This is a genomic window from Streptomyces sp. NPDC044921 (genome assembly GCF_056432865.1).
In genome coordinates this window covers 23,481-47,635 of sequence record NZ_JBWKIF010000017.1, presented here as the reverse complement: position 1 = coordinate 47,635, position 24,155 = coordinate 23,481, and the positions used below count along the sequence as shown (strand labels likewise).

Genomic DNA, 24,155 nt, shown 5'->3' with positions numbered 1-24,155 from the left:
ACGAACAAGTGAGCGGGGTCGGGAGGGGGCGCGGGTCGGCGCATCGCGGCACACCGCCATTAGCTACCCGAGCCCTCGTGCACGTACTCCGTCGGAATGACCGGCTCCCCCCGGGAGAGCTGGGTGGCCGACATCGGGAGCCCCGCGCGCGCCGCCGCGTGCCGGTCGCGCGCCGCGTCCAGCGGCTCGCGCGCCACCACCTCGCCGCCCTTGACCAGCTCCACCAGCAGCTGCCGGTCCGCGAGCGCGGCCGGCACCCGCCCGGTGCCGACCACCTCGGCCTCGGCGACCCCGTGGGAGTCCAGCCGCCGCGCGGCCCACTTGCGCCCGCCCACCGACGCCTTGCCGCCGCTGGACTTCTTCGCCACCGGCACCAGCGGCGCCTTCGGGTCCGCGGACTCGGCCCGCGCCACCAGCTTGTAGACCATCGAGGAGGTGGGGTGGCCGGAGCCGGTCACCAGCTGCGTGCCGACGCCGTAGGCGTCCACGGGCGCCGCCGCCAGCGAGGCGATGGCGTACTCGTCCAGGTCGGAGGTGACGACGATCTTCGTGTCGGTCGCGCCCAGCTCGTCCAGCTGCCGGCGCACCCGGTGCGCGACCAGCAGCAGGTCGCCGGAGTCGATCCGCACGGCCCCGAGCCCGGTCCCGGCGACCTCCACGGCGGTGCGGACCGCCTCGTCGACGTCGTAGGTGTCCACCAGCAGCGTGGTCCCCCGGCCCAGCGTCTCCACCTGGGCCCGGAAGGCGTCCCGCTCGCTGTCGTGCAGCAGCGTGAAGGCGTGCGCGGAGGTGCCGACGGTGGGGATGCCGTAGCGGAAGCCGGCGGCCAGGTCGGAGGTGGTCGAGAAGCCGCCGACGTACGCGGCCCGGGAGGCCGCCACCGCCGCCAGCTCGTGGGTGCGCCGGGCGCCCATCTCGATCAGCGGCCGCTCGCCCGCCGCCGCCGACATGCGCGAGGCGGCCGCGGCGATCGCCGAGTCGTGGTTGAGGATCGACAGGATCACGGTCTCCAGCAGCACGCACTCGGCGAAGGTGCCCTCCACCCGCATGATCGGCGAGCCCGGGAAGTACACCTCGCCCTCCGGGTAGCCCCAGATGTCGCCGCCGAAGCGGTAGCCGGCGAGCCACTCCAGGGTCCGCTCGTCGACGATCCCGCGCTCGCGCAGGAAGCCCAGGACGCCCGGGTCGAAGCGGAAGTTCTCCACCGCGTCCAGCACCCGTCCGGTGCCCGCCACGACGCCGTAGCGGCGGCCGTCCGGCAACCTGCGGGTGAAGACCTCGAACACGCTGCGCCGCTCGGCCGTGCCCGCCGTCAGGGCGGCCCGCAGCATCGTCAGCTCGTACTGGTCCGTGAAGAGCGCCGTCGAGGGAACGTCCACCGGCAGCCCAAGGTCCGCTGTGTTCATGGAGAGGAGAGTACCCCCATTTCGTCAATCTGACGATTGCGGTCCCGGGGGACGCGATCGCCTTGCGGCCAGGCCCGTTTGTGCGACTACCCCCCTCGGGTGGCAGCATGGGCAGTGTGACGTCACCCGCGCCCCTGGAGATCGAACGCACCGAGTCGGCGGAGGAGGTCTTCGCCGTACCCGAGCCCGACGTCCCCTGGGTCACCATCGTGCACAACGACCCGGTCAACCTCATGAGCTACGTGACGTACGTCTTCCAGACCTACTTCGGCTACTCCAAGGACAAGGCCACCAAGCTCATGCTCGACGTCCACCACAAGGGCAGGGCGGTCGTCTCCAGCGGCACGCGCGAGGAGATGGAACGCGACGTGCAGGCCATGCACGGCTACGGCCTGTGGGCCACCCTCCAGCAGGACCGCAAGTAGCCAGCACCCCGCCCAGCAGCGAAAAGGCGTTCATGCCCGGAACCTTCGAACCGCTCCCCGGCGGCGGCGCGGCCGTCGCCCTCGACGACGTCGAGATCTCCATCATCCGGTCGCTGGCCGTCCAGCTCCTGGAACTCATCGGCCCCGGCCCCGCCGAGGACGCCTCCGGCGACCCGCTCGCCGAGCTGTTCGCCGAGGGCCCGAGCGAGCCGCCCGCCGACCCGGTGCTCCGGCGCCTGTTCCCGGACGCCTACGGCGACCCCGAGCGGCCCGCCTCGCCCCGGGACGCCGAGGAGCAACGGGCCTACTCGGCCGAGTTCCGCCGCTACACCGAGAACGACCTGCGGGCGGGCAAGCGGGACAACGCCCTCGCGGTGGTCCGCTCCCTGGACGCGCTCGCCTCGGCCTCGGCCGGCGAGGGCGGGGCGGTGCTGAAGCTGTCGGTGGAGGAGTCCCGGCAGTGGCTGGGCGCGCTGAACGACCTCCGTCTCGCGATCGGCTCCCGCCTGGAGATCGCCGAGGAGGAGGACACCGACCTCCTCTACCGCCTCCCGGACGACGACCCGCGCAAGCCGATGGTGATGGCCTACCTGTGGCTCGGCGGACTCCAGGAGACGCTGGTCGGAACGCTCATGCCCTGATCGGTGAAGGTCCCGTGGCCCTCGTCGGGCGGGGCGATCCGTGTTCGCTCAGAGGACACTCAAATCCGGATAACGATCCCGTCACCGCGCCCGCCTCCTATGGCCGCCCGGGCATCGGTTTGTCCGCTTTTGCTTGTGCCGTGCCCCACACTGTCACCCGGTGATCAGTCCGACGACCGTGATAAATCTTCACGATCGCCCGGCGGGACACCACCCGAATGTCCGGCCGGGTGCGCCACCGAGCCGGCAACCGCCGGCCAGGCACGACTCCAGCAATCCGGGGGGATCGAGACCCGATCCGCGGCCGACGAGAGGCCCGGGTCGGCATGGAGAAAGGCGCACCACACATGACCTCTGCGCAGGTCGACACGGAAAACGTGCCCGAGGAGGGCTACGAGCGGGGCCTCGGCAGTCGCCAGGTCCAGATGATCGCGATCGGCGGCGCCATCGGCGTCGGCCTGTTCATGGGTGCCGGAGCGAACATCGCCAAGGCGGGACCCAGCATCGTCCTCATGTACGCCCTCGCGGGCGTCGTGATCTTCTTCATCATGCGGGCCCTGGGCGAGCTGCTCCTCTATCGGCCCGTCTCCGGCTCCTTCGCCGAGTACGCCCGTGAGTTCCTCGGCCCGTTCTTCGGGTTCGTCACGGGCTGGACGTACTGGCTCATGTGGGTGGTCACCGGCATGGCCGAGCTCACGGCCGCCGCCATCTACATCCACTTCTGGTTCCCGGAGATCCCGCAGTGGGTCAGCGCCCTGGTCTTCCTGGTGGTGCTCTTCGGCGTCAACCTGATCTCGGTGAAGATCTTCGGCGAGGTCGAGTTCTGGTTCTCGATGATCAAGGTCACGGCCATCATCGGCATGATCGTCATCGGCCTCGGCGTGCTCACCCTCGGCTTCTCCGACGCCGGTGACACCGCCACCGTCTCCAACCTCTGGGCGCACGACGGCTTCTTCCCCAACGGCATCGGCTCCAGCCTGATGACCCTGCAGGGCGTCATGTTCGCCTACCTCGCCGTCGAGCTCGTCGGCGTCACCGCGGGCGAGTCGGAGAACCCCGAGAAGACCCTGCCCAAGGCCATCAACACCCTGCCCTGGCGCATCATCGTCTTCTACGTCGGCGCGCTGCTGGTGATCCTGTCCGTCGTGAAGTGGACCGAGTTCTCCGCCGGCGAGAGCCCCTTCGTGCACGCCTTCGGCGAGATCGGCATCCCGCTCGCCGCGGGCATCGTCAACTTCGTGGTGCTCACCGCCGCCCTGTCGTCCTGCAACTCCGGCATGTACTCCACCGGCCGCATGCTGCGCGACCTGGCCTCCAACAGCGAGGCTCCGCAGGCCTTCGGCAGGCTCAACGCCCGCAAGACGCCCGCCGTCGGCATCACCGTCTCCGTGGCGCTCATGGGCATCGGCGTGGTCCTGAACTACGTGGTCCCGGAGAAGGCGTTCCTCTACGTCACCTCCGTCGCCACCGCGGCCGGCATCTGGACCTGGATGATGATCCTGATCAGCCACATCCGCTACCGCGCCGCGGTCGACGCGGGCCGGCTGCGCGCCTCGTCCTTCCCGGCCCCCGGCGGAGCGCTGTTCAGCTGGGTCGCGCTCCTCTTCCTCATCGGCGTGACCTGCATGATCGCCTACGACAAGGACGCCCGGGTCTGCCTGTACGTCGCGGCCGGCTGGGCCGTCGCCCTCGGCATCGGCTGGGCGGTCCTCAAGAGCCGCAACCCGCAGATCGCCGAGCGCCGCGACGACGCGGAGTTCGAGAAGGTCGGCTGACGGGCCTGCCGGCGCCCAGCCGCAGGGAGTACTCGTGGCACCCCCTGCGGCTGCCGCTCAGGGCGTCCGGCATGTGGGCCGTTCCGTACCAGCCATCGGTACGGAACGGCCCTTCTGCTTATCCTTGCCGGCATGCTGACCATCACCCAGGACCTGGTCGACCGGATCGTCGCGCACGCGCGCAAGGACCACCCCGACGAGGCGTGCGGCGTCGTCGCCGGACCGGCCGGCTCGGACCGCCCCGAGCGCTTCATCCCCATGCTGAACGCGGCCATGTCGCCCACGTTCTACGAGTTCGACTCCGGCGACCTGCTCAGGCTCTACCGCGAGATGGACGACCGCGACGAGGAGCCGGTGGTCATCTACCACTCGCACACGGCGACCGAGGCCTACCCCTCGCGCACCGACATCTCCTACGCCAACGAGCCCGGCGCGCACTACGTCCTGGTCTCCACCGCCGACACCGACGGGGCCGGCGAGTTCCAGTTCCGCTCCTTCCGGATCGTCGAGGGCGAGGTCACGGAGGAGGAGGTCCGGATCGTGGCGGCGTACTGAGCCGGGCCTGAGCTCGCACGCAGCCCGGACATCTCGTGATGCGGATGAACAACGTCCGAAGTGTGGGATCACACTCGGGGAGCCCGGCCGGGAATCGATACGATGAGCCCATGGTTTTCCACGACGTGAGCGAAAAGACGCCGGGCGATCTGCTCGTGGCGCGGCTGCACGTCGACCTGTGCAGGCTCGCCAGCGCCATCTGTTGACGCAGCACCCTGCCGCCGTACGGCCGTGAGCCGCGGCGAAACGCTCCACCTGCGTACGACCACGCACGCCCGCGCCGCCGCGCGCCACCACCCGACGACACCTTCCGACAGGAGCCCTGAGCCATGGCCATCGAGGTCCGCATCCCGACCATCCTCCGCACCTACACCGACGGTCAGAAGGCGGTGGAGGGCACCGGGGACACCCTCGCCGACCTGTTCAACGACCTCGAGACCCGGCACGCGGGCATCCAGGCCCGCATCGTGGACGGCGACCAGCTGCGCCGCTTCGTCAACGTCTACCTGAACGACGAGGACGTGCGCTTCCTCGACGGCATCAACACCAAGCTGTCGGACGGCGACAACGTCACGATCCTGCCGGCCGTGGCCGGCGGCATGGTCTGATCATGCGCTACGACTCACCCCTGGCCGCGGTGGGCAACACCCCTCTGGTGCGCCTGCCGCGGCTGTCGCCGTCCCCCGACGTCCGCATCTGGGCGAAGCTGGAGGACCGCAACCCGACCGGCTCGGTCAAGGACCGCCCCGCCCTGCACATGATCGAGCAGGCGGAGAAGGACGGCCGGCTCACCCCCGGCTGCACGATCCTGGAGCCGACCTCGGGCAACACCGGCATCTCCCTGGCCATGGCGGCGAAGCTCAAGGGCTACCGCATCGTGTGCGTGATGCCCGAGAACACCTCGCAGGAACGCCGTGACCTGCTGGCCATGTGGGGCGCCGAGATCATCTCCTCCCCGGCCGCGGGCGGCTCCAACACCGCCGTGCGCGTAGCCAAGGAGCTCTCGGCCGAGCACCCCGACTGGGTGATGCTCTACCAGTACGGCAACCCGGACAACGCGGGCGCCCACTACGCGACCACGGGCCCCGAGATCCTCGCCGACCTGCCGTCCGTCACGCACTTCGTGGCCGGCCTCGGCACCACCGGCACGCTCATGGGCGTCGGCCGCTACCTGCGCGAGCACAAGCCCGGCGTGCAGATCGTCGCGGCCGAACCGCGCTACGACGACCTGGTCTACGGCCTGCGCAACCTCGACGAGGGGTTCGTGCCCGAGCTGTACGACGCGTCCGTGCTGACCTCACGCTTCTCGGTCGGCTCGGCGGACGCGGTGACCCGCACCCGCGAGCTGCTGCAGCAGGAGGGCATCTTCGCCGGCGTCTCCACGGGCGCCGCGCTGCACGCCGCGATCGGCGTGGGCAGGAAGGCCGTCAAGGCCGGTGAGCCCGCCGACATCGTCTTCGTCGTCGCCGACGGCGGCTGGAAGTACCTCTCCACCGGCGTCTACACGGCCGCCACCACGCAGGAGGCCATCGAGACGCTGCAGGGGCAGCTCTGGGCGTAGCCCACGGCACGGACACACCGAGGGGCCGGAGTCGCGACTGCGGCCCCTTCGCTGTTCGCCGTCACCCGGCCAGGTACCGCACCTGGTCCCACAGTGCCGGATCCACCACGCCCACCCGCCGCCGGAAGCCCCACACCGGAACCTCCCGCAGCTCGTCGGTCTCCAGGAAGCTCGCCCGGCCCCGGGTGTCGCCGACGGAGCCGGGCGGCAGGGGGATGACGCCGGCGCGCCCGGCCCGGAACCGGGTGGTGATCTTCGCGACGGTGGCCCGCTCCCCGCGCACCGCCAGCACCAGGCACGGCCGGTCCTTGGTCCGCGCGGCGTCCTCGTAGGGCACGTCCGCCCACCAGATCTCCGCGGGCTGCGGCCGGTCCGCCACCGCGGTGCGCGGCGCCGTCGCCCGGGTGCGCCGCTCCAGCGTGCGCCGCCCGCGTCCCCAGCCGTCGACGAGCGTGGCGACGAGCGCGAGCAGTACCAGCGCGGCGAGCGCCAGCCACCAGGACGTGTCCATACTGAGACGGTACCGGCGTACTCCCTCCCGCGCGCCCCTCCTTCCGGGGACCGCGCCCGGCGCTGCCAGCCGAACCGGTGACACCACAGGTGAGTTCGCCCACAACGGGCCTTGGCGGAGGAGCTACCGGAGGTTTCGCGCCTTACGCTCGACGAACCGCACGACCCCCGACGCCCCTACCGGACTCATCCCGCCAGCGGAGGTTTCTGCTTCATGAAGCTCACCGTCGTCGGCTGCTCGGGGTCGTTCCCGTCCGCGGAATCGGCCTGCTCGAGCTACCTCGTCGAGGCCGACGGCTTCCGGCTGCTCCTCGACATGGGCAACGGCGCCCTGGGCGAGCTGCAGCGCCACTGCGGTCTCTACGACCTCGACGCGATCTTCCTCAGCCACCTGCACGCCGACCACTGCATCGACATGTGCGCGTACTTCGTGGCGCGCTACTACCGCCACGACGGCGGCCGCTGCGCCCCGCTCCCCGTCTTCGGCCCCGAGGGCACGGAACACCGGCTGACCACCGCCTACGCGGACACCCCCACCGCCTCGTCCATGAGCGAGGTCTTCGACTTCCACACGGTCAAGCCGTCCACCTTCGACATCGGCCCCTTCACGGTGCACACCGACAGGGTGGCCCACCCCGTGGAGGCGTACGGCATCCGCGTCGAGCACGAGGGCAGGGTCCTGACGTACTCCGGCGACACCGGCGTGAGCCCCGCCCTGGACGAACTCGCCCGGGACGCCGACCTGTTCCTGTGCGAGGCCGCGTTCACGCACGGCAAGGAGAGCATCCCCGACCTGCACCTCAACGGCCGCGAGGCGGGTGAGACGGCCGCCCGGGCCGGTGCCCGGCGCCTGGTCCTCACGCACATCCCGCCGTGGACGGACCCGCAGGTCAACCTGGTCGACGCCCGCGAGGTCTACGACGGTCCCGTGGAGCTCGCCGCGCCCCGGCAGACGTACGAGATCTGAACGGCCCGCACGCGCGAAGGCCCCGGAACCGAGCGGTTCCGGGGCCTTCGGCCGTCGTGCGGGCTACTTGGCCTCCGCCTTCTGCAGCTCGGCGAGTTCCTCGTCGGACTCCCGGCCGGGCGTGGGCAGGTTGAACTTGGTGATCGCGAAGCGGAAGACCGCGTAGTAGACCGCCGCGAAGCACAGGCCGACCAGGGCCAGGCCCCACGGGTTGGTCGCGATGCCCAGGTTGAGGAAGAAGTCGACCGCGCCGGCGGAGAAGCCGAAGCCGTCCTTCATCCCCAGGGCCCAGGTCAGAGCCATCGAGACACCGGTGAGCACCGCGTGGATGGCGTACAGCACCGGGGCGATGAACATGAAGGTGAACTCGATCGGCTCGGTGACGCCGGTGACGAACGAGGTCAGCGCGAGGGAGAACATCATGCCGCCGACGACCTTGCGGCGCTCGGGGCGGGCGCAGTGCACGATCGCGAGGCACGCGGCGGGCAGCGCGAACATCATGATCGGGAAGAAGCCGGTCATGAACTGCCCGGCGGTCGGGTCGCCCGCCAGGAACCGGGCGATGTCGCCGCTCTTGCCCTCGTAGGTGCCGGCCTGGAACCAGGGGAAGGAGTTGAGCAGGTGGTGCATGCCGATCGGGATCAGCGCGCGGTTGGCGACACCGAAGATGCCCGCGCCGACCGCGCCGGAGCCGACCAGCCACTCGCCGAAGTTGTGCAGGCCCGTGCCGAGGACCGGCCAGATGTAACCGAAGACGATGCCGATGAGCAGGCCCGCGAAGGCCGACAGGATCGGAACCAGGCGGCGGCCGCCGAAGAAGCCCGCCCAGTCGGGCAGCTTGGTGCGGTAGAAGCGCTGGTAGAGCAGGGCGACGACGAGGCCCATCACCACACCGCCGAGCACCTTGGCGTCGACCGCCTGCTCGACCATCACGATCTTGCCGTCGACGATGGCTTCCTTCTTCGGCAGGCTGCCGTCGGTGAACGTGGCCAGCACGTTCTTGAAGACCAGGTAACCGACCACGGCCGCCAGGGCGGTGGAGCCGTCCGACTTCTTGGCGAAGCCGATGGCGATGCCCACGGCGAACAGCAGCGCCATGTTGTCGAGGATGGCGTTGCCGCCGGCCGCCATGAAACCGGCGATCTTCGTGATGAAGGCGGGGAACGACTCGCGCCCCAGCATGTCGGTGTTGCCGAGCCGGACCAGCAGGGCGGCGGCGGGCAGCACCGCGACGGGCAGCATCAGGCTGCGCCCGATGCGCTGCAGGACGGCCATCACGGCCGACCCTCTGCTCGGGCTCGCGGGCGCGGCGGTGTCTGTGGACATGAACTTCCTCCATGGGGCACGGCGCCGCCCAGGAGAAAATCGACGGGGGACGGCGGCGTCTCAAAGAAAGGGGAACGCGGTATCCACCGCGCGACCTCCACCGGTGAGTGGTGTAGACCAGTTGTAGCACGGTAGGCCGAACGAGTGGAACCCGCCAATTCCGCCCGCCCCGGACGATCACGCCTTGGCGCTGTCCTCCACGTCCTCCTCCGGCTCCCGCCCCGGAGTCCGCAGGTCCCACTTCGTGATCGCGAACCGGAAGATCACGTAGTAGAGGAGCGCGAAGCCCAGCCCGATCGGGATGATCAGCCACGGTCTGGTCGCCAGGTTCCAGTTGATGACGTAGTCGATCAGCCCCGCCGAGAAGCTGAACCCGTCGTGCACCCCCAGCCCCCACGTCACCGCCATCGACACCCCCGTCAGCAGCGCGTGCACCGCGTACAGCACCGGCGCCACGAACAGGAACGAGTACTCGATCGGCTCCGTGATGCCGGTGACGAACGACGTCAGCGCCACCGACAGCATCAGACCGCCGACCTCCTTGCGCCGGTCCGGCCGCGCGCAGTGCGTGATCGCCAGGGCCGCCGCCGGCAGCGCGAACATCATGATCGGGAAGAAGCCCGAGGTGAACTGCCCCGCATCCGGGTCGCCCGCCAGGAACATGTTGATGTCACCGTGCACCACCGTCCCGTCCGGCTTCGTGTACGAACCGAACTGGAACCAGATGGGCACGTTCAGGAACTGGTGCAGCCCCACCACCAGCAGCGCCCGGTTCGCCACCCCGAACACACCGGCGCCCCACGCGTCCAGCCCGTCCATCCAGTCGCTGAAGCTCTCCAGCGCGTCACCGATCGGCGGCCACACCCACAGGCACAGCGCCGCGAACGCGATCGCCACGAACGCCATCAGGATCGGCACCAGCCGCCGCCCGTTGAAGAACCCCAGCCAGTCCACCAGCCGGGTCCGGTGGAACCGCGCCCAGAAGAACGCCGCCAGCAGCCCCATCACGATGCCCCCGAACACCCCCGGGTTCTGGAACGTGAACGCCGTCACCGTCCGCGCCCCGTCGGTCAGCTGGCAGCCCACGTTCGGCACCGCCACCGACCCCTCCGGACAGTCCTCCGGGAACTGCCGCAGCACCGTGAAGTACACGAGGAAACCGGCCACCGCCGCCAGCGCCGTCGACCCGTCGGCCTTCCTCGCCATCCCGATCGCGACACCCACGCAGAACAGCAGCGGCAGCCCCAGCGAACTGTCCAGCAGCGCCCCGCCCGCCCCCACCATCACCTTCGAGACGTTCGTCCAGCCCAGCCCGTCGTCCCCGAACACGTCCGGCTGCCCGAGCCGGTTGAGGATCCCCGCCGCGGGCAGCACCGCGATCGGCAGCTGCAGGCTGCGGCCCATCTTCTGCAGCCCCTGGAACAGCCGGTTCCAGCGGGCGCGCGCGGGACGGGCGGCGGCCTCGGCGCCGGTGGGGCTGTCGGCACTCATTCCGGTCCCCTCCGGCGAGAGACTTTTGTCGTGAGACGGGCTCGTGGTGTAGACCAGTCGTTCGAGACGGTCGCACCGGCGTGACGCCATCCTTCGGCACACACGACAGGACCGCTCGCGAAGATGGGCCAACTGTGGGTTACTGCGACAAAGCGGTTCGGATCAGGGAGAACGAACATGGCCACCAAGGCTGAGAAGATCGTTGCCGGGCTCGGCGGCATCGACAACATCGAAGAAGTCGAAGGCTGCATCACCCGCCTCCGCACCGAGGTCGTGGACCCCGCCAAGGTCGACGAGGCCGCCCTGAAGGCCGCCGGCGCCCACGGCGTCGTCAAGATGGGCAGCGCCATCCAGGTCGTCATCGGCACCGACGCCGACCCCATCGCGGCGGAGATCGAGGACATGATGTGAAGCGCGGGGATCGTCCCGGGCTTCACCCCTGACGGACCCTGACACCACCGGCGACGGGCCCCTCCCCACCGCGGGAGGGGCCCGTTCCGCGCGTACGGATAGGCTCGGCGCCATGTCTCGAATCGACGGCCGCACCCCCCAGCAGCTCCGCCCCATCACCATCGAGCGCGGCTGGAGCAAGCACGCCGAGGGCTCCGTCCTCGTCTCCTTCGGCGACACCAAGGTCTTCTGCACCGCCTCCGTCACCGAAGGCGTCCCGCGCTGGCGCAAGGGCAGCGGCGAGGGCTGGGTCACCGCCGAATACTCCATGCTGCCCCGCTCCACCAACACCCGCGGCGACCGCGAGTCCGTCAAGGGCCGCATCGGCGGCCGCACCCACGAGATCAGCCGGCTCATCGGCCGCTCGCTGCGCGCCGTCATCGACTACAAGGCCCTCGGCGAGAACACGATCGTCCTCGACTGCGACGTCCTCCAGGCCGACGGCGGCACCCGCACCGCCGCCATCACCGGCGCGTACGTGGCCCTGGCCGACGCCGTCGCCTGGGCCCAGGGCAAGAAGCTGATCAAGGCCGGCCGCAAGCCCCTGACCGGCACCGTCTCCGCCGTCTCCGTCGGCATCGTCGGCGGCGTCCCGCTCCTCGACCTCTGCTACGAGGAGGACGTCAAGGCCGACACCGACATGAACGTGGTCTGCACCGGCGACGGCCGCTTCGTCGAGGTCCAGGGCACCGCCGAGGCCGAGCCCTTCGCCCGCGAGGAACTCGACGCCCTCCTCGACCTCGCCGTCGCCGGCTGCACCGAACTCGCCGCCCACCAGCGCGACGCCCTCGGTACGGTCCTCGAAAAGTAAAGGGCGCACCAAAACGGGTGCTCGGCACGGGCAACCGCGCCGAGCACCGGCGCGTCTGAAGGAGTACGGGCGCACGGCTCATCCCTGTGCGCCCGGCCAGCCACACGGGCCCGACCGGCCCGACCGAACGAGAGGGACCGTTCCATGGCCGCGAGCCGCCGACGTCGCACCGCAGCCGTCGCCGCCACCCTGGCGGCCGTCGCGCTGACCGCCGGACTCACCACCGGCTGCGCCGCCGTCGACAAGGCGCTGGACTGCGTCCAGACCGCCGACGCCATCGCCGACAGCGTCACCGACCTCCAGCAGGCCGTGGAGAACGCCGCGAACGACCCGACGCAGCTCGACAAGTCCCTCGACTCCATCGACGAGAACCTCGGCGAGATCGGCGACAAGACCGACAACGCGGACGTCGAACAGGCCGTGAACGACCTCGACAAGGCCGTGGACAACGTCCGCACGTCGATCAGGAACGGCGACGAGACGCCCGACATCAGCCCCGTCACGGACGCGGCGGGCGAACTGACGAAGGTGTGCACGCCGTAACGCCGGCGACGGACGGCGGGTGACCGGCCGCGAGCTCGCCCCGGTCGCCCGCCCAGGTCCCCACGCCCCTTTCCGGGCGCGGAATACTGTGACCCCATGAGCCGCCTGATCCTCGCCACCCGCAACGCCGGAAAGATCACCGAGCTGCGCGCGATCCTCGCCGAAGCCGGACTGCCCCACGAACTCGTCGGCGCCGACGCCTACCCCGACATCCCCGACGTCAGGGAAACGGGCGTCACCTTCGCCGAGAACGCCCTGCTCAAGGCCCACGCCCTGGCCCGGGCCACGGGCCTGCCGGCCGTCGCCGACGACTCGGGACTGTGCGTGGACGTCCTCAACGGCGCCCCCGGCATCTTCTCCGCCCGCTGGGCCGGCCGCCACGGCGACGACAAGGCCAACCTGGACCTGCTCCTCGCGCAGCTCTCGGACATCGCCGACGAACACCGCCAGGCCCACTTCGCCTGCGCGGCGGCCCTGGCCCTGCCCGACGGCACGGAGCGGGTCGTCGAGGGGCAGCTCCGCGGCGTCCTGCGCCACGAACCCGCCGGCACGGGCGGCTTCGGCTACGACCCGATCCTCCAGCCCGAGGGCGAGACCCGCACCTGCGCGGAACTGACCCCCCAGGAGAAGAACGCGATCAGCCACCGGGGGAAGGCGTTCCGGGCACTGGTACCAGTGGTGCGGGAGCTGGTGGGCTGAGGTACGCGGAAGGGCGCCCACTGATGTGTGCGCCCTTCCCGGATGAGCCCGGTGGGACTCGAACCCACGACACACCGGACCTAAACCGGCGCCCTCTTGCCAGCTGGGGTACGGGCCCACAGCGGTGCCTACTCTACTGGGCCTCGCGGATCGCCCGGCGGCCTCCTCGGCACCACGTCCTGGTGATCGCATGGCAATTCGGGCACAGCAGGCGCAGGTTCTCGCGCCGGTCGTCGCTCCAGTCCCCGTTGACGTGATCCACCTCCAGCGTCATGGGCTTGCCGAGCCACTCGGGTCCCGTGCCGCAGCGCGCGCACCGCTCCGGCACACCGACGGCCGCGAGCGCCCGGCGCAACAGCGAGGTTCGGGTGCGGTGCCGGCCGCCGTGCCGGACCAGAATCTCCTCGGGACGCTTGACCGGAACTGTGCCCGGCTTGCCGCGGTTGTGCGCCTGTCCCAGGAAATGCGCCGTGTCGAGGTGCTCCTGGGCGAGCCAACGGCGCAGCATCACCCGCTGGCCGCCGTTGTCCGGACGGCCCAGGCGGCGCAGCACCTCCGCCAGGGAGGTGGACGCGGCGACCGCGGCCCGTACCTGCCCGGCTGTGGGCGGGGCCTGTCGTGGACTCATGCGGTACGCCCCTGTCCGCGCCGCGCGCCGCGTCCCCGGTACCTGTCGGTCGTCGCGTGGCAGTTGGGGCACAGGAGCCGGAGGTTCTCCACCCTGTTGTTCCGCCAGTCGGCGTCGATGTGGTCCACCTCCAGGGGCAGGGGTTCGCCCAGCCAGAGCGCTTCGATGCCGCACAGGGCGCAGCGCTCCTCGACGCCCACCTCCCGCATCGCCCTTTTGAGGCGGGCGCCGGGCACCCGCCGGGCGTGTGGCGACGTGTCCTCGACGAGGATGTCCGCGGCGGTTCGGCGGCGCTGGTTGTCCCTCATCCTCTCCGTGCGGGCCACGGGCACGAAGTGCGAGGTGTCGATGCCGTACGCCCTGATCCTGCGGCTGATGTGCGTGTGATGTCCTCCGACCAGATCCAGGCCGAGATGACGCAACACGTCATTCGTGCTGGCCGAGACCGCCACGGCCGCCTGCAGGACCTCTTTCGTCCACTTGCCGCCCTCCCGCGCGAAGTGGGACGTGTCCACGCCCAGCTTCTTCATCCGCCGGCTGACGTAGTGCCGCGTCGAACTCCCCGGCTCCACCCCCAACCTCCCCAACGCCTCCGACAGCGTCCGCGCCCCCCGGGCCGCCTCCTCCAGGCGTTCCCTCGTGTACGCACTGGCCCCCATCGCGCCCCCTGCCGATCGCACGTCGACCACGCGTTCGTGATCTCGTACGGAATAACGAACCGTTCATCCGATCGTCACGCCCGAAAAGCGGAGCGGCCCGGGCCGGCGTGTACCGGTGCGAGCCGCTCTCGGGTGGGGCAGGGTGGGTCAGATCCCCAGATCCTTGATGATCTTGGCCACGTGGCCCGTCGCCTTGACGTTGTACAGGGCGCGTTCGACCTTGCCCTGCTCGTCCACGATCACCGTGGAGCGGATGACGCCGACGACCGTCTTGCCGTACAGCTTCTTCTCGCCGAAGGCCCCGTAGGCCTCCAGCACCTTCTTGTCCGGGTCGGCGAGGAGGGTCACCTTCAGGGACTCCTTGTCGCGGAACTTCGCCAGCTTCTCCGGCTTGTCGGGGGAGATCCCGATGACGTCGTAGCCCGCGCCCGCCAGCAGCTCGAGGTTGTCCGTGAAGTCGCAGGCCTGCTTCGTGCAGCCCGGCGTGAGGGCGGCCGGGTAGAAGTACACGATGACCTTGCGGCCCTCGCGGTCCGCCAGGGACACCTCGGTGCCGTCGGCGTCGGGCAGGGTGAAGGCGGGGGCCACGTCCCCCGGCTGCAGTCGCTCGCTCATCGGGCCAGCCTAACCGGGGGTCGACGCGATGCGATGAGCCGTGGAGCTGACAGACTGTCCGGCACAGGCTCATACCGACTTCGAAAGGCGACACGGTGGCGGACACGGCGGACACCAGAACCCCGGCGCAGATCGAGGCGGACATCAGGCGCCGCCGCGCGACCCTGGCCGAGACGCTCGACGAGATCGGGGTGCGCGTGCACCCGAAGACGATCGTCGGGGATGCCAAGGCCAAGGTCGCCTCGAACATCGACCACACCCTCGGGCGGGCTTACGTGGGGGTCAACAAGGCCGTCTCGGACGTGCGCGCGCGCTTCGTGGACGAGGACGGGGCGCCCCGGCTGGAGCGGGTCGTGCCCGTCGCGCTCGTCGTCGTGGGTGTGGTCGGGCTGCTCGCGCTCGGCTCGCGACGGCGCAAGGGCTGACCCGACTGCGGACGTCCCCCGGGAAGACAGGTAGGTTTCAGGGCGTGAGCGCCAACAGAAACGAGCACAGCACCCATCCCGACAAGCTGCCCATCCGGATGCTGCACGACCGCGTACTCGTGCGGCAGGACACCAGCGAGGGCGAGCGGCGTTCCGGCGGCGGCATCCTGATCCCCGCCACGGCGGCGGTCGGCCGGCGGCTGGCCTGGGCGGAGGTCGTCGCGGTGGGGCAGAACGTGCGGACCGTGGAGCCGGGCGACCGGGTCCTGTTCGACCCGGAGGACCGTGCCGAGGTCGAGGTGCGGGGCATCGCGTACGTGCTCATGCGCGAGCGCGACCTGCACGCCGTGGCCGCGGACCGGTTCGAGGGGTCGGAGGACTCGACGGGCCTGTACCTGTAGGTCCGCGCGGCAGCGGAAAGGGGCCGGTGACGCTCGTCACCGGCCCCTTCGCCGTGGACCGGGGCTTTGCTACGTTGGAGGGACCCCGACGAGACGCGCCGTACCGGGATCAAGGCAAAGACGACGCACCGCCACCGTCAGCCCGTTTCCCGGAGGTGCCGCCATGGCCTGGGTCCTGCTCGTCGTCGCCGGTCTGCTCGAAGTGGCGTGGTCCGTCGGCCTGAAGTACACCGACGGCTTCACGCGCCCGGTCCCGAGTGTGCTCACCGGCGCCGGAATCGTCGCCAGCATGCTGCTGCTGTCGCAGGCCGCCAAGACCCTGCCCATCGGTACCGCCTACGGCGTGTGGGTGGGGATCGGCGCGGCCGGGGCGGCGGTGTTCGGCATGGTGGTGCTGGGGGAGCCGGCCACCGCCGCCCGGATCTTCTTCGTGTGCCTGCTGCTGGTCGCCGTGGTGGGGCTGAAGGCGACCAGCGGCCACTGAGTCATCGCGTCATTCGCGGCGCGCGCCCTGCGGGACGACGCCCCAGCCGGGGCCCGTCGGGCCTTCCGCGGTGCCGCCGTCGCCGGTGTCGCCGCCGGTGGCCCCGCCGTCGGCCGTGCCGCCGTCACCGCCGGTGGCGCCGCCGTCGCCCGTGCCGCCGTCCGCGGTGCCGCCGCCGGTGGGGGACTCCCCGCCCGTGCCGCCGTCGGTGGTGGCGCCGGCGCTCTGGCCCTGGTTCTGCCCCTCGGGCGCGCTCGGGGTCTGGCTGGGCGTCTGGGCGCCGTCGTCCTGGCCGCCGGTGGAGGAGCCGCCGTCGGTGGCTCCGGTGGCCGGGTCGGCCGGGGCCTCGGTGCCGGGGGCCTGGGCGACGTCGGCGCCGGGCTGGAGCCGCAGGTCGAAGTCCTTGGCCGGCTTGCCCTTGAGGGCGTCGCGGGTGAACTGCGCCCAGATCTCGGCGGGCGGCCCGCCGCCGTTGATGCGCGGCAGGCCCAGGGCGCCGTACAGCGGCTTCTGGGCGGCGGTGACGGGGTCCTGGCCCATGACGGAGACGACCACGGCGAGGTCGGGCGTGTAGCCGGCGAACCAGGCCGCCTTGTCGTTCTCCGCGGTGCCGGTCTTGCCGGCGACGGGGCGGCCCGTGGCCTGGGCGGCGGCGGCCGTGCCGTTCTGGACGACGCTCTGCAGGACCTTGGTGGTGGTGTCGGCGGCCTCGCGGCTGACGGCCTGCCGGGTGCGCCGTTCGGGCAGGTCGATCGGGGTGCCCTCCCGGGTGACCTTCTCGACCATCGTGTAGGCGCCGTGGCGGCCGTGGTTGGCGAGGGTGGCGTAGGCCTCGGCCATGTCGAGGACGCTGGCGGTGGCGGTGCCGAGCGCGATGGCGGGGCCGTCGGCCAGGTCGGGCGTGGCCTCGGGGATGCCGAGGTCGATGGCGGTCTGCTTGACCTTCTGCGGGCCGACGTCGGCGGCCATCTGCGCGTACACCGAGTTCACGGACTTGTCGGTGGCCTCGGTGACGGTGATGTCGCCGTAGGAGACCTGGTCCTCGTTCTCGGGGGCGTACGGGTCGCCGGCCCAGCCCTGGACGGGGCGCTTGTTGGTGCCGTCGTAGATCGTGTTCGGGGTGATGACGCGGCCGTCCTGCGTCTCGCTGTGGTTCTCGACGGCCGCGGTGAACACGAAGGGCTTGAACGTGGAGCCGACCTGGAAGTCCCTGCGGGTGGCGTTCGGGGTGTACTGCTTGACGTAGTCGATGCCGTTGTACATCGCCACGACCTTGCCGGTCTTGGGGTCGACGGCGGCACCGCCCGCGCGCACGTAGCGGTCGACCTTGTTGCCCTTCTTGTCCAGCTTGTCCATCAGCTTGTCGTTGACGGCCTTCACGAAGGCGTCCTGCTTGGGCTTCTGCAGGGTGGTGGTGATGCGGTAGCCGCCGGCGTCGAGCCTGGCCTCGTCGACGATCTTGTTCTGGACGAGGTAGTCCTTGACGATCCGGACGATGTAGCCGCGCTGCCCGGACATGCCGGTGGAGAGGGTGGACTCCTTCGGCACCGGGAACTTCATGCCGGCCCGCTTCGACTCGCTGAGCCAGCCCTTCTTGACCATGCCGTCCAGCACGTAGTTCCAGCGGGACTCGGCGGCCTTGCGGTTCTCGGGGTGGGCGACGACGTCGTACTGACTGGGCGCGTTGACGAGCGCGGCCAGGTAGGCGGCCCGGGCCGGGTCGAGGTCCTTGGCGTCCATGCCGTAGTAGGCCTGGGCGGCGGCCTGGATGCCGTAGGCGTTGCGGCCGAAGAAGCTGGTGTTGAGGTAGCCCTCCAGGATGTGGTCCTTGCTCACCTCGCGGTCCAGCTTGATCGCGATGAAGAACTCCTTGGCCTTGCGCGTGACGGTCTGCTCCTGGCGCAGGTAGTAGTTCTTCACGTACTGCTGGGTGATCGTGGAGCCGGACTGCTTGCCCTTGCCGAGGGCCGTGTTCCAGGCGGCGCGGACCATGGCCTTGGGGTCGACGGCCGACTCCGTGTAGAAGTCGCGGTCCTCGGCGGCCAGGATGGCGTGCTGGGCGTCCTTGGAGACCTGCGCGAGGGTGACGTTCTCCCGGTTGACCTCGCCGTCGCGGGCGATCACGGAGCCGTCCGCGTACAGGTACACGTTGGCCTGCTTGGTGGCGAGCGCGTTGGCCGGCGGGATCTTCACCAGGGAGTAGCCCAGGAAGAACGCGCCGACGAGCAGCAGGGCGGTGACGAGGAACGCGCCCAGCGTCATGCGCCAGGTCGGGATGGCCCGGCGCCAGCCCGTCCGCTTCGGTTTCCCGGCGGGCGTGCCGGAGTCGCCGTCCGGTTGCGGCTCTCCCGGTGCCCAGCCCGGGTTCGGCTGCTGCGGCTGAGGCTCGTCACTCATGTCGTGCACGGACTCCTGTTTCGCGTCGTACGTCGTTCCCGTACGTCTCTGCTCGCTCTTGCGCCCCTGTGATGAAGACTGTCCCATCCGGCGATCAGTTCCCTGATCGAGGGCCGTGCCGTGAGCCGTGGGCGAGGCGGGCGGCGCGGACGAACGCGCAGGCGAGCCCAGGGTGGACCGCACCCTCGCCCGCCTGTGCGCGCCGAGATCCTGCTCGTGCGAGATCCGCCCCGAGGGGGACACGCCCCCGAGGGTGGTCCGGCCGGGGACGCGCCGGCCCGCACGCTCCGCCCGGCCGGCACCGCCGTCACGCCGCTCGCCCTGGCCACGGGCGCCTCGGCCCACGCGGACGCAACGGATCGTACCGTCATTGCCGGCGCGCGCTCGCCCCGTGGCGCCCCCGCCCGTGCGGGAAATCGCGTGGCGGGCCGGTCCGTCGGAGCACTAGGCTCCTGCGCTTCGGTGCCGGGCGGCGGGGAGGGTGGTGGAGGTGGGCTCGGGACGGTTGTACGCGGCCGTCGCGGCGGGGGGATTCAGGCGGTACGCGACCTATCGGGCGGCCACGGCGGCCGGGGTGTTCACCAACACGGTCTTCGGCGTCATCCTCGTCCACACGTACCTCGCCCTGTGGGACGAGAAGCCGCACCTCGGCGGGTACGACCAGGCGCAGGCCGTCACCTACGTCTGGCTGGGGCAGTGCCTCTACGCCACCCTCGCCATCCAGGGCGGCGGTGCCGAGCGGGACCTGATGGAGCGCATCCGCACCGGTGAGATCGCCGTCGACCTGTACCGGCCGGCCGATCTTCAGCTGTGGTGGCTGGCGGGGGACTTGGGGCGGGCGCTGTTCCAGATGCTGGGGCGGGGTGTGATCCCCTTCCTGTTCGGCGCGGCGTTCTTCCCCATGGCGCTGCCGGCGGACGTCATCGCGTGGGCGGCCTTCGTCATCACGCTGCTGCTGGCGGCGGTCGTCAGCTTCGCGATCCGCTACCTGGCGGCGCTGAGCGTCTTCTGGCTGATGGACGGCATGGGCGTCAACCAGGCCCTGATGGTCACGGGCATCTTCTTCTCCGGCATGGTGCTGCCGCTGAACGCGTTCCCGGGCGCCTTCGGCGAGGTCGTGCGGGTGCTGCCGTGGGCGGCGCAGATCCAGATGCCGGCGGACGTGCTGATGGGGGAGACGAGCGCCCTGCGGGCGTTCGCGTTCCAGGCGGCGTGGGCGGTGGCGCTGCTCGCAGCGGGCCGGCTGGTGCAGTCGGCCGCGACCCGGCGGGTGGTGGTGCAGGGTGGGTGAGCGCAGTGCCCTGGCCGAGGGGGTGCGGGCCTACCGGCTGATCGCCGGCATGTGGGTGCGCTCCAGCATGACCTACCGCGCCTCCTTCGCCGTCACGGTGGTCGGCAACCTGACGGTGACCGGCCTGGACTTCGTGGCGATCCTGCTGATGTTCTCGCAGGTGGACTCGCTGGGCGGCTGGTCGCTGCCCGAGGTGGCCTTCCTGTACGGGCTGTCGGTGACGGCGTTCGGCATCGCCGATCTGCTGCTCGGCTCGATGGAGACCGTGGGCGCCCGCATGCGCGACGGTTCCTTCGACACGCTGCTGGTGCGCCCCGCGCCGGTGCTCGCCCAGGTCGGGGCCGACCGCTTCGCGCTGCGCCGGCTGGGCCGGGTCACCCAGGGCGCGGTGGTGCTGGGCTGGGCGCTGGTGTCGGTGGACGTCGACTGGACCGTGGCGAAGGCGCTGCTGGTGCCGGTGATGGTGGTCAGCGGCGCGGCGATCTTCTCGGCGGTGTTCGTGGCGGGCGCGGCCTTCCAGATCTTCGCGCAGGACGCCGCCGAGGTGCAGAACGCCTTCACCTACGGCGGGACGACCCTGCTGCAGTACCCGCCCGGTGTGTTCGGCAGGGACCTGGTGCGCTCGGTGACCTTCGTGGTGCCGCTGGCCTTCGTCAACTGGGTGCCCGCCGCCCATGTGCTGGGCAGGCCGTATCCGATCGGGCTGCCCGGGTGGGCGGCGTACGCCTCGCCGCTGGTGGCGGTGGTGTGCGGCGCGCTGGCGGGCACGGCATGGCGGGCGGGGCTGCGCTCGTACCGGAGTACAGGGAGTTGAGTTGACCGGTCCGGACAGCGGGTTCATCGAGCTCGACGGTGTCGAGAAGGTCTTCGAGGTGCGCCGGAAGACCGGTTTCATGAAGCGGGAGCGGCGGCGGGTGCGGGCCGTCGACGGGATCTCGTTCCGGGTGGAGCGCGGCGAGATGGTCGGCTACATCGGTCCGAACGGCGCCGGGAAGTCCACCACGATCAAGATGCTGACCGGCATCCTCACGCCCAGCGCGGGCCGGGTGCGGGTGGCGGGCATCGAGCCCTCCCGGGACCGCGTCCGCCTCGCGCACCGCATCGGGGTGGTGTTCGGGCAGCGTACGACGCTGTGGTGGGACCTGCCGCTGATCGACTCCTACCGGCTGATGCACCGCATGTACCGGATCCCCGGCACCCGTTACCGGGCGAACCTCGACCGGCTGGTCGAACTCCTCGGCCTGGCCGACCTGCTGGACGTGCCGGTGCGCCAGCTCTCGCTCGGGCAGCGGATGCGCGGGGACATCGCGGCGGCGCTGCTGCACGACCCGGAGGTGCTGTACCTGGACGAGCCGACCATCGGTCTCGACGTGGTCTCCAAGGCGAAGGTGCGGGAGTTCCTGCGGGAGTTGAACGCCGAGCGCGGCACGACGGTGCTGCTGACCACGCACGACCTGCAGGACATCGAGCAGTTGTGCAGGCGGGTGATGGTCATCGACCACGGGCGGCTGATGTACGACGGGCCGCTGACCGGGCTGCACGAGGCCGGGGAGAGCGAACGGACCCTGGTGGTGGACCTGGAGCGGGAACTGCCGCCCATCGAGGCGCCGGCACCCGCGCGGGTGGTCCGGGTGGAGGGGCCGCGGCAGTGGCTGGCGTTCCCGGCGGCCGAGTCGGCGGCGCCGCTGGTGGCCGGGATCGCGGCGCGCTACCCGCTGGTCGACCTGTCGGTGCGGGAGCCGGACATCGAGGCGGTGATCGCCAGGATGCTGCATGCCCCGGGGGAGACCCGCGAACCCCCGCCGGAGCGTGCGAGCGCGTAGTGCGCGGCAGGGGCAACTCGTAGGCTGCTGGGTATGACCGACGACGCAGTCCCGGACCTCCGCGCCTCCGACGCCGACCGTGAGAAGGTCGCCGCCATCCTGCGGGACGCCCTCGCGGAGGGGCGGCTCGACATGGCGGAGTTCGAGGAACGGCTGGACGCGACGTACCGGGCGCGGACCTACGGGGAGCTGGCGCCGATCACCCGGGACCTGCCCGCCCCCGGCGTCACGACGCCGGTGGTGTCGCTGCACAAGGAGCCCGCCGCCGGGCCGGACTGGTCCGGGCGGATCGTCGGCGGCGAGGGGTCCTCGACGTGGGCCGTCGCCGTGATGTCCGGCTTCCAGCGCAAGGGGCGCTGGACGGTGCCGCGGCGGTTCACCTGCTTCGCCTTCTGGGGCGGCGGGGAGATCGACCTGCGCGAGGCGAACTTCGCCGAGCGCGAGGTCGAGATCAACGCGATCGCGATCATGGGCGGCGTGGACGTGATCGTCCCGCCCGGTGTGGAGGTCGTCGTCCGCGGCATCGGCGTCATGGGCGGCTTCGACCACCGCGAGGAGGGCGTGCCGGGCGGACCCGGCGCCCCGCGCGTGATCGTCACCGGGTTCGCCTTCTGGGGCGGCGTCGGGGTCCAGCGGAAGCTGACGCGCGCGGAGAAGCAGCGGATCCGCGAGGCGCGGCGCCAGGAGAAACTGGAGCGCCGGGCGGAGCGCCGGGAGCTGGACTGACGCGCCCGCCGCCCCCCCCCCGGGAGGGGGGCGGTCCACCGCCGCCGGAACTACAGTTCCGCCGGTGCCGCGCCCTTCAGGGACTCCAGGTCGAACACCTCGGCCATGCGCGTGTAGCCCTTGTCGCTGGGGTGCAGGTGGTCGCCCGAGTCGTAGTCGGCGCGCAGCCGGCGCGGGTCGTACGGGTCGCGCAGCGCCTTGTCGAAGTCGACCACCGCGTCGAAGACCCGCCCGGAGCGGATCTCGGCGTTGATGGTCTGGCGCACCGACTCGCGCGCGTCCGTGTAGCCGCGGTGGCCGTGGAACGGCATCAGGGTCGCGCCCACCACCTTCAGGCCGCGCGCGTGGGCCTGGTCCACCAGCGTGCGCAGGCCGCCCAGGATGGCCTGGGGGTCGGCGAGCCGCGGGTTGCGCAGGATGTCGTTGACGCCGAGGTCGATGACGACGACCTTGACGTTCGTCCGCTGCAGCACGTCCCGCGAGAAGCGGTTCAGCCCGCTGGGGTTGTCCGCGGGGCGGCCCAGCCCGTCGGTGAGGACCCGGTTGCCGCTGATGCCCTGGTTCACGACGCTGTAGCGCGGCAGGTCGCGTCCGGCGGCGATCTCCGCGCGCAGCCGGTCGGACAGGACGTCGGGCCAGCGGTTGTTGGCGTTCATGGTGGACGTGATGCCGTCCGTCAGCGAGTCGCCGAGCGCGACGACGGTCCCCTCGGACTCGTTGCTCAGCACGTCCAGCGCGGTCAGGTACCGCCAGCTCTTGGTCTGCTCCGTGTACGGCGCGCCGGTCGCGTCCCGGGTGTGGTCACCCTGCGCGAGGTAGGAGATCTGCCGGGCGTGCGGGTGGTACGTCACCGTGCCCGAGCCCGCCGGCGTGTAGGTGGTGATCAGCACGTCCGCGTCGTGCGGGACGGCGATGCGCACGGCGTCGCTCATCACCTGCCGGCCGGGCGGGATGACGACCGTGGGACCGCCGTTGAAGGTCAGCTGCCGCAGGGTGTCCGGCAGCGCGGCGGGCGTGCCGGGGCCCGCGGCGAGGGCGATCGAGGCGCCCGTGATGCTCAGCGGGGAGCGGCCGTAGAGATTGGACAGCGTCACGCGGGCACTCGTACCGCCGACGCTGGTGTGGACGACGTTGCGCACCGAGCGGTCGGCCATGCCCGTCGTCTCGGTGCCGGGTTCGCCGGCGGCCGGGGACGTGGACCACGTGCTGACCCAGGTGCCGGTGGAGGCGGGAGCGGCGGAGTTCGGGGCGCGGCCGTCACCGAGGGCGTCGCGGCCCGGCTCGCCGTTGTCGGACGCCACCCCGACGAATATGGCGGTGGAAAGGGCCACGATCGCTGCGACGACCAGGGCCAAGAGGGCGTAGCCACGTCCTCGGGTCATGCTGTGTAGTTCTCCTCGGGCGATGGGAGCCCCCGGGGCTCCGATCTGATGTGCCCATGATGCGTCATGGACCGGGGGAGGCTCACAGGACCCCGTGGCAGTACCCCCTCCCGACAGACGCCGGGAACTCCTGTTCCGTTCCAGGAGTCGGTCAGGAAGGGACA

Annotated in this window: 28 protein-coding genes, 1 tRNA gene and 1 riboswitch; of the genes, 19 read left to right on the top strand and 10 right to left on the bottom strand. The window is 71.1% G+C overall.

Annotation, left to right across the window (positions count from 1 at the left end; genetic code table 11):
* Nucleotides 1-59: 59 nt before the first annotated feature.
* Nucleotides 60-1,406, bottom strand: coding sequence for a nicotinate phosphoribosyltransferase (locus AC07DA_RS25245; RefSeq protein ID WP_479130474.1), 1,347 nt, complete (start codon nt 1,404-1,406; stop codon nt 60-62).
* Between the two features lie 107 nt (nt 1,407-1,513).
* Between AC07DA_RS25245 and clpS the strand changes: the two genes are divergently transcribed.
* The 7 genes from clpS to AC07DA_RS25210 all read left to right on the top strand — a co-directional run bounded on the left by clpS (nt 1,514) and on the right by AC07DA_RS25210 (nt 6,363).
* On the top strand, nt 1,514-1,831 hold the full coding sequence (gene clpS, locus AC07DA_RS25240; protein ID WP_137301422.1) for an ATP-dependent Clp protease adapter ClpS: 318 nt from the start codon (nt 1,514-1,516) through the stop codon (nt 1,829-1,831).
* Between the two features lie 32 nt (nt 1,832-1,863).
* Nucleotides 1,864-2,472 carry a DUF2017 domain-containing protein gene (locus AC07DA_RS25235; RefSeq protein WP_479130473.1) on the top strand — a complete coding sequence of 203 codons (609 nt, stop codon included), beginning with the start codon at nt 1,864-1,866 and terminating at the stop codon, nt 2,470-2,472.
* A gap of 347 nt (nt 2,473-2,819) precedes the next feature.
* Nucleotides 2,820-4,247, top strand: coding sequence for an amino acid permease (locus AC07DA_RS25230; protein ID WP_479130472.1), 1,428 nt, complete (start codon nt 2,820-2,822; stop codon nt 4,245-4,247).
* 132 nt (nt 4,248-4,379) lie between these two features.
* Nucleotides 4,380-4,802 (top strand): M67 family metallopeptidase, encoded by a 423-nt coding sequence (locus AC07DA_RS25225; RefSeq protein WP_479130471.1) that lies wholly within the window; start codon nt 4,380-4,382, stop codon nt 4,800-4,802.
* A 110-nt stretch (nt 4,803-4,912) separates the two neighbouring features.
* Nucleotides 4,913-5,008, top strand: a complete 96-nt coding sequence (locus AC07DA_RS25220) for a putative leader peptide (protein WP_311688247.1) — start codon at nt 4,913-4,915, stop codon at nt 5,006-5,008.
* Nucleotides 5,009-5,131: 123 nt separating this feature from the next.
* Entirely contained in the window at nt 5,132-5,410 is a 279-nt protein-coding gene (locus AC07DA_RS25215) for a MoaD/ThiS family protein (protein ID WP_383328533.1), read from the top strand.
* Nucleotides 5,411-5,412: 2 nt separating this feature from the next.
* The gene (locus tag AC07DA_RS25210; protein ID WP_479130470.1) at nt 5,413-6,363 is read left to right on the top strand and encodes a PLP-dependent cysteine synthase family protein; all 951 of its coding nucleotides are present in this window, start codon (nt 5,413-5,415) and stop codon (nt 6,361-6,363) included.
* A gap of 61 nt (nt 6,364-6,424) precedes the next feature.
* On the opposite strand, the gene AC07DA_RS25205 is transcribed toward AC07DA_RS25210, so the two are convergent.
* Nucleotides 6,425-6,874 carry a type II toxin-antitoxin system PemK/MazF family toxin gene (locus AC07DA_RS25205; RefSeq protein ID WP_479130469.1) on the bottom strand — a complete coding sequence of 150 codons (450 nt, stop codon included), beginning with the start codon at nt 6,872-6,874 and terminating at the stop codon, nt 6,425-6,427.
* Between the two features lie 213 nt (nt 6,875-7,087).
* Here AC07DA_RS25205 and AC07DA_RS25200 point away from each other — a divergent pair, with 213 nt between their 5' ends.
* Nucleotides 7,088-7,840, top strand: a complete 753-nt coding sequence (locus tag AC07DA_RS25200; protein ID WP_479130468.1) for an MBL fold metallo-hydrolase — start codon at nt 7,088-7,090, stop codon at nt 7,838-7,840.
* Between the two features lie 63 nt (nt 7,841-7,903).
* Here the strand turns inward: AC07DA_RS25200 and AC07DA_RS25195 are convergent, their stop codons facing one another.
* Entirely contained in the window at nt 7,904-9,166 is a 1,263-nt protein-coding gene (locus AC07DA_RS25195) for a PTS transporter subunit EIIC (protein ID WP_479130467.1), read from the bottom strand.
* Nucleotides 9,167-9,343: 177 nt separating this feature from the next.
* Nucleotides 9,344-10,657, bottom strand: a complete 1,314-nt coding sequence (locus AC07DA_RS25190) for a PTS transporter subunit EIIC (RefSeq protein WP_479130466.1) — start codon at nt 10,655-10,657, stop codon at nt 9,344-9,346.
* Between the two features lie 177 nt (nt 10,658-10,834).
* On the opposite strand from AC07DA_RS25190, the gene AC07DA_RS25185 reads away from it, so the two are divergent.
* The 4 genes from AC07DA_RS25185 to rdgB all read left to right on the top strand — a co-directional run bounded on the left by AC07DA_RS25185 (nt 10,835) and on the right by rdgB (nt 13,160).
* Nucleotides 10,835-11,068, top strand: a complete 234-nt coding sequence (locus tag AC07DA_RS25185; RefSeq protein ID WP_030868674.1) for a PTS sugar transporter subunit IIB — start codon at nt 10,835-10,837, stop codon at nt 11,066-11,068.
* 112 nt (nt 11,069-11,180) lie between these two features.
* A complete protein-coding gene (gene rph, locus AC07DA_RS25180; protein WP_479130465.1) occupies nt 11,181-11,918 on the top strand; it encodes a ribonuclease PH in 738 nt (245 codons plus the stop codon).
* Nucleotides 11,919-12,062: 144 nt separating this feature from the next.
* Nucleotides 12,063-12,461 (top strand): hypothetical protein, encoded by a 399-nt coding sequence (locus tag AC07DA_RS25175; RefSeq protein WP_479130464.1) that lies wholly within the window; start codon nt 12,063-12,065, stop codon nt 12,459-12,461.
* A 96-nt stretch (nt 12,462-12,557) separates the two neighbouring features.
* Nucleotides 12,558-13,160 carry an RdgB/HAM1 family non-canonical purine NTP pyrophosphatase gene (gene rdgB, locus AC07DA_RS25170; protein ID WP_479130462.1) on the top strand — a complete coding sequence of 201 codons (603 nt, stop codon included), beginning with the start codon at nt 12,558-12,560 and terminating at the stop codon, nt 13,158-13,160.
* 43 nt (nt 13,161-13,203) lie between these two features.
* Here the strand turns inward: rdgB and AC07DA_RS25165 are convergent.
* The 4 genes from AC07DA_RS25165 to bcp all read right to left on the bottom strand — a co-directional run bounded on the left by AC07DA_RS25165 (nt 13,204) and on the right by bcp (nt 15,062).
* Nucleotides 13,204-13,278: transfer RNA gene (locus tag AC07DA_RS25165), tRNA-Leu, on the bottom strand.
* Nucleotides 13,279-13,293: 15 nt separating this feature from the next.
* Complete coding sequence (locus AC07DA_RS25160) at nt 13,294-13,788, bottom strand: HNH endonuclease (protein WP_479130461.1); 495 nt, start codon at nt 13,786-13,788, stop codon at nt 13,294-13,296.
* A complete protein-coding gene (locus AC07DA_RS25155) occupies nt 13,785-14,447 on the bottom strand; it encodes an HNH endonuclease (RefSeq protein ID WP_479130460.1) in 663 nt (220 codons plus the stop codon). Before AC07DA_RS25155 ends, AC07DA_RS25160 begins: the two co-directional genes overlap by 4 nt.
* Before the next feature lie 147 nt (nt 14,448-14,594).
* Complete coding sequence (gene bcp / locus AC07DA_RS25150) at nt 14,595-15,062, bottom strand: thioredoxin-dependent thiol peroxidase (RefSeq protein ID WP_479130459.1); 468 nt, start codon at nt 15,060-15,062, stop codon at nt 14,595-14,597.
* Nucleotides 15,063-15,157: 95 nt separating this feature from the next.
* On the opposite strand from bcp, the gene AC07DA_RS25145 reads away from it, so the two are divergent.
* The 3 genes from AC07DA_RS25145 to AC07DA_RS25135 all read left to right on the top strand — a co-directional run bounded on the left by AC07DA_RS25145 (nt 15,158) and on the right by AC07DA_RS25135 (nt 16,372).
* Nucleotides 15,158-15,487: a DUF3618 domain-containing protein gene (locus AC07DA_RS25145; protein ID WP_479130458.1), complete on the top strand. Its 330-nt coding sequence runs from the start codon at nt 15,158-15,160 to the stop codon at nt 15,485-15,487.
* A gap of 44 nt (nt 15,488-15,531) precedes the next feature.
* Nucleotides 15,532-15,888, top strand: a complete 357-nt coding sequence (locus AC07DA_RS25140; RefSeq protein ID WP_094052261.1) for a GroES family chaperonin — start codon at nt 15,532-15,534, stop codon at nt 15,886-15,888.
* Between the two features lie 63 nt (nt 15,889-15,951).
* A riboswitch (guanidine-III (ykkC-III) riboswitch) is annotated at nt 15,952-16,018 on the top strand.
* Between the two features lie 33 nt (nt 16,019-16,051).
* Nucleotides 16,052-16,372 carry a DMT family transporter gene (locus tag AC07DA_RS25135; protein WP_479130457.1) on the top strand — a complete coding sequence of 107 codons (321 nt, stop codon included), beginning with the start codon at nt 16,052-16,054 and terminating at the stop codon, nt 16,370-16,372.
* A 9-nt stretch (nt 16,373-16,381) separates the two neighbouring features.
* Here AC07DA_RS25135 and AC07DA_RS25130 read toward each other — a convergent pair whose 3' ends face one another.
* Nucleotides 16,382-18,769, bottom strand: a complete 2,388-nt coding sequence (locus tag AC07DA_RS25130; protein WP_479130456.1) for a transglycosylase domain-containing protein — start codon at nt 18,767-18,769, stop codon at nt 16,382-16,384.
* Between the two features lie 490 nt (nt 18,770-19,259).
* Between AC07DA_RS25130 and AC07DA_RS25125 the strand changes: the two genes are divergently transcribed.
* From AC07DA_RS25125 to AC07DA_RS25110, 4 genes are read left to right on the top strand one after another with little or no spacing between them, the layout of a single operon-like run.
* Nucleotides 19,260-20,060, top strand: coding sequence for an ABC transporter permease (locus AC07DA_RS25125; protein WP_479130455.1), 801 nt, complete (start codon nt 19,260-19,262; stop codon nt 20,058-20,060).
* Complete coding sequence (locus AC07DA_RS25120) at nt 20,053-20,874, top strand: ABC transporter permease (RefSeq protein ID WP_479130454.1); 822 nt, start codon at nt 20,053-20,055, stop codon at nt 20,872-20,874. Before AC07DA_RS25125 ends, AC07DA_RS25120 begins: the two co-directional genes overlap by 8 nt.
* Before the next feature lies 1 nt (nt 20,875).
* Nucleotides 20,876-21,883 (top strand): ABC transporter ATP-binding protein, encoded by a 1,008-nt coding sequence (locus AC07DA_RS25115; protein ID WP_479130453.1) that lies wholly within the window; start codon nt 20,876-20,878, stop codon nt 21,881-21,883.
* Nucleotides 21,884-21,916: 33 nt separating this feature from the next.
* On the top strand, nt 21,917-22,609 hold the full coding sequence (locus AC07DA_RS25110) for a DUF1707 SHOCT-like domain-containing protein (protein ID WP_479130452.1): 693 nt from the start codon (nt 21,917-21,919) through the stop codon (nt 22,607-22,609).
* Nucleotides 22,610-22,659: 50 nt separating this feature from the next.
* Here AC07DA_RS25110 and AC07DA_RS25105 read toward each other — a convergent pair whose 3' ends face one another.
* A complete protein-coding gene (locus AC07DA_RS25105) occupies nt 22,660-23,991 on the bottom strand; it encodes an SGNH/GDSL hydrolase family protein (protein ID WP_479130451.1) in 1,332 nt (443 codons plus the stop codon).
* Nucleotides 23,992-24,155: the final 164 nt, after the last annotated feature.

Coding starts and splice junctions, on each gene's coding strand:
- AC07DA_RS25200 (WP_479130468.1), top strand. CDS start 7,088: ATGAAGCTCACCGTCGTCGGCTGCTCGGGGTCGTTCCCGTCCGCGGAA.
- rph (WP_479130465.1), top strand. CDS start 11,181: ATGTCTCGAATCGACGGCCGCACCCCCCAGCAGCTCCGCCCCATCACC.
- AC07DA_RS25235 (WP_479130473.1), top strand. CDS start 1,864: ATGCCCGGAACCTTCGAACCGCTCCCCGGCGGCGGCGCGGCCGTCGCC.
- AC07DA_RS25210 (WP_479130470.1), top strand. CDS start 5,413: ATGCGCTACGACTCACCCCTGGCCGCGGTGGGCAACACCCCTCTGGTG.
- AC07DA_RS25160 (WP_479130461.1), bottom strand. CDS start 13,788: ATGAGTCCACGACAGGCCCCGCCCACAGCCGGGCAGGTACGGGCCGCG.
- rdgB (WP_479130462.1), top strand. CDS start 12,558: ATGAGCCGCCTGATCCTCGCCACCCGCAACGCCGGAAAGATCACCGAG.
- AC07DA_RS25105 (WP_479130451.1), bottom strand. CDS start 23,991: ATGACCCGAGGACGTGGCTACGCCCTCTTGGCCCTGGTCGTCGCAGCG.
- AC07DA_RS25220 (WP_311688247.1), top strand. CDS start 4,913: ATGGTTTTCCACGACGTGAGCGAAAAGACGCCGGGCGATCTGCTCGTG.
- AC07DA_RS25230 (WP_479130472.1), top strand. CDS start 2,820: ATGACCTCTGCGCAGGTCGACACGGAAAACGTGCCCGAGGAGGGCTAC.
- AC07DA_RS25195 (WP_479130467.1), bottom strand. CDS start 9,166: ATGTCCACAGACACCGCCGCGCCCGCGAGCCCGAGCAGAGGGTCGGCC.
- AC07DA_RS25175 (WP_479130464.1), top strand. CDS start 12,063: ATGGCCGCGAGCCGCCGACGTCGCACCGCAGCCGTCGCCGCCACCCTG.
- AC07DA_RS25245 (WP_479130474.1), bottom strand. CDS start 1,406: ATGAACACAGCGGACCTTGGGCTGCCGGTGGACGTTCCCTCGACGGCG.
- clpS (WP_137301422.1), top strand. CDS start 1,514: ATGGGCAGTGTGACGTCACCCGCGCCCCTGGAGATCGAACGCACCGAG.
- AC07DA_RS25205 (WP_479130469.1), bottom strand. CDS start 6,874: ATGGACACGTCCTGGTGGCTGGCGCTCGCCGCGCTGGTACTGCTCGCG.
- AC07DA_RS25185 (WP_030868674.1), top strand. CDS start 10,835: ATGGCCACCAAGGCTGAGAAGATCGTTGCCGGGCTCGGCGGCATCGAC.
- AC07DA_RS25155 (WP_479130460.1), bottom strand. CDS start 14,447: ATGGGGGCCAGTGCGTACACGAGGGAACGCCTGGAGGAGGCGGCCCGG.
- AC07DA_RS25110 (WP_479130452.1), top strand. CDS start 21,917: ATGACCGACGACGCAGTCCCGGACCTCCGCGCCTCCGACGCCGACCGT.
- bcp (WP_479130459.1), bottom strand. CDS start 15,062: ATGAGCGAGCGACTGCAGCCGGGGGACGTGGCCCCCGCCTTCACCCTG.
- AC07DA_RS25215 (WP_383328533.1), top strand. CDS start 5,132: ATGGCCATCGAGGTCCGCATCCCGACCATCCTCCGCACCTACACCGAC.
- AC07DA_RS25130 (WP_479130456.1), bottom strand. CDS start 18,769: ATGAGTGACGAGCCTCAGCCGCAGCAGCCGAACCCGGGCTGGGCACCG.
- AC07DA_RS25135 (WP_479130457.1), top strand. CDS start 16,052: ATGGCCTGGGTCCTGCTCGTCGTCGCCGGTCTGCTCGAAGTGGCGTGG.
- AC07DA_RS25190 (WP_479130466.1), bottom strand. CDS start 10,657: ATGAGTGCCGACAGCCCCACCGGCGCCGAGGCCGCCGCCCGTCCCGCG.
- AC07DA_RS25225 (WP_479130471.1), top strand. CDS start 4,380: ATGCTGACCATCACCCAGGACCTGGTCGACCGGATCGTCGCGCACGCG.